The organism is Rhodococcus sp. (in: high G+C Gram-positive bacteria), from assembly GCF_049299235.1.
GTDB lineage: Bacteria > Actinomycetota > Actinomycetes > Mycobacteriales > Mycobacteriaceae > Rhodococcus.
Window position 1 is genome coordinate 1 of the sequence record NZ_JBAQXC010000374.1, and the last position, 1,851, is coordinate 1,851.

At 68.8% G+C, this 1,851-nt stretch carries 3 protein-coding genes and 1 pseudogene; 2 read left to right on the top strand and 2 right to left on the bottom strand.

All coding sequences use genetic code 11. The features are described 5' to 3' along the window. Window positions 1–460 (bottom strand): GNAT family N-acetyltransferase, cg3035/Rv0428c family (locus WAX14_RS23150; RefSeq protein ID WP_422630382.1); only part of this gene is annotated, 460 nt, incomplete at its 3' end. A gap of 10 nt (window positions 461–470) precedes the next feature. After that, a complete protein-coding gene (locus WAX14_RS23155; protein WP_422630383.1) occupies window positions 471–1,073 on the bottom strand; it encodes a peptide deformylase in 603 nt (200 codons plus the stop codon). A 127-nt stretch (window positions 1,074–1,200) separates the two neighbouring features. On the opposite strand from WAX14_RS23155, the gene WAX14_RS23160 reads away from it, so the two are divergent. After that, complete coding sequence (locus WAX14_RS23160; protein WP_422630384.1) at window positions 1,201–1,569, top strand: DUF3263 domain-containing protein; 369 nt, start codon at window positions 1,201–1,203, stop codon at window positions 1,567–1,569. A gap of 134 nt (window positions 1,570–1,703) precedes the next feature. After that, window positions 1,704–1,851: pseudogene (locus WAX14_RS23165) on the top strand (LytR family transcriptional regulator); the annotation flags it as partial.

A 1,851-nucleotide genomic window follows, 5' to 3' on the forward strand; every position in this document is an offset into this window, starting at 1 on the left:
GGGCGAGCCGGTCCGGTATCAGCAGGCGAAGTGGAAGCCCGCGGTCGGCGAACCAGCCGGCGAGCCGCGCCCGGACCGCCGGGTCGGCGGGATCGGCGACGGTCCCGGGATCGCCGAGCGGGATCGCCGAGTTGGCACGCAGGGTGAAGCCGGCACCGGCCCGCAACAGCCAACCGTCCACCCACTCGAGTTCGAGTCCCGGCCAGCCCGCTGCGGCGGCCGCCTCCAGCGCGCGGATCTCGCGGGTCCGGACCGGGCGGGCGGTCAGTGCCTTGAGCGCAACCACCGCGTCCGGCGCGACTTGCACGAGCTGCCGGGTCTCGGTCCGCACCACGACCGCCGGTTCGACGGCGACGAGCTCACCGATCACGTCCGTCATGGGATGGCTGTATCCGGCGGGCAGCCGGTATCGCAGCACCACCCGGGTACCCAGTGGAATCGCGCCGGCGGAATCGGACATCGGCGGATCGTCAGTCTTCGTCTTCGTCGTCGTGGCCGAACGGATCGTCGACGGACCCCGGCAGCCAGGTCAGGCCGGGCACACCCCACCCCGCGCGTTTGATCGCCTTCTTCGCCGCGCGCGCGTTGCGGCCGATGAGAACGTCGACATACAGGAATCCGTCCAGGTGTCCGACTTCGTGCTGCAACATGCGAGCGAAGAAGCCGTGGCCCTCGATGTCGAGCGGGTTTCCGTCGGCGTCGGTGCCGGTGACCTTCGCCCACTCGGCGCGGCCGGTCGGGAAGTTTTCGCCGGGAACGGAGAGGCAGCCCTCGAGATCGTCGTCGGGGTCGGGCATGGTCTCGGGGATCTCGGAGGTTTCGAGGACCGGGTTGATCACCACACCGCGGCGGCGGACGACGTTGCCGCGCTCGTCACGATCGGGGCAGTCGTAGACGAAAAGGCGCTTGCCGATCCCGACCTGGTTCGCGGCGAGCCCGACGCCGTTGGCCGCGTCCATCGTTTCGTACATGTCGGCGATCAGCGGGGCGAGATCGGCGGGCGATTCGGTCACCGGTGCCGTGGGATTGTGCAGAACCGGGTCGCCGGTGATCACGATGGGAAGGATGGCCATGGTGGAACAGAATAGTGCGCGGGACTCGCCCGATCGACGAACCGGTACCTGTCGCCCGCCCGTGGTTCAATTGGCGTCGGAAACACACTGGTGCAGTCGGTGTGATTCACGGCAGGCGAGGAGTGAAATGGACGGCGCAGCTGCGCACGACAACGTGAACCGGTCCGTGGACGATCCCCAGCAGAACAACGCCACCGCCGACGTTCAGGCACCCACGAACCCCGACGAGGTGGGCGCTCACGGACTGACCCGCAGGGAACACGACGTCCTGGCGTTCGAACGCCAGTGGTGGAAATATGCGGGCGCCAAGGAAGAAGCCATCAAGGATCTGTTCGGGTTGTCCGCGACTCGGTACTACCAGGTCCTCAATGCGTTGGTGGATCGCCCCGAAGCGCTCGCCGCGGACCCGATGCTGGTCAAGCGGTTGCGTCGGCTGCGGGCGAGTCGGCAGAAGGCGCGGGCTGCGCGGCGGTTGGGCTTCGAGATCACCCGCTGACCGCAGCCCGGCGCCGACGGGGAAACCCGACGAGGCACGCCACCTGGCGAGGCAACCCAACTGACGAGGCAACTATGGTCGAAGGTGTGCGTACGAACACAGAGTCCTCGGGTCCACCCCTGCGGGCTCTCGCGATGGTGCTGATCTCGCTGGCGATCCTGTTCGCGGGCATCGGCCTGGCGTCGCTCGGCGGTTCCGATTCGGAGGGCGCCACACCACCGGTGACCGAACCGGCCGCGGCGCCCGTACCGACGACCACCGCGGCGCCGACCGGTGCGGCGC

Excerpts from the sequence above, each read along its gene's own strand:
- WAX14_RS23155 (WP_422630383.1), bottom strand. The coding sequence starts at position 1,073 with ATGGCCATCCTTCCCATCGTGATCACCGGCGACCCGGTTCTGCACAAT.
- WAX14_RS23160 (WP_422630384.1), top strand. The coding sequence starts at position 1,201 with ATGGACGGCGCAGCTGCGCACGACAACGTGAACCGGTCCGTGGACGAT.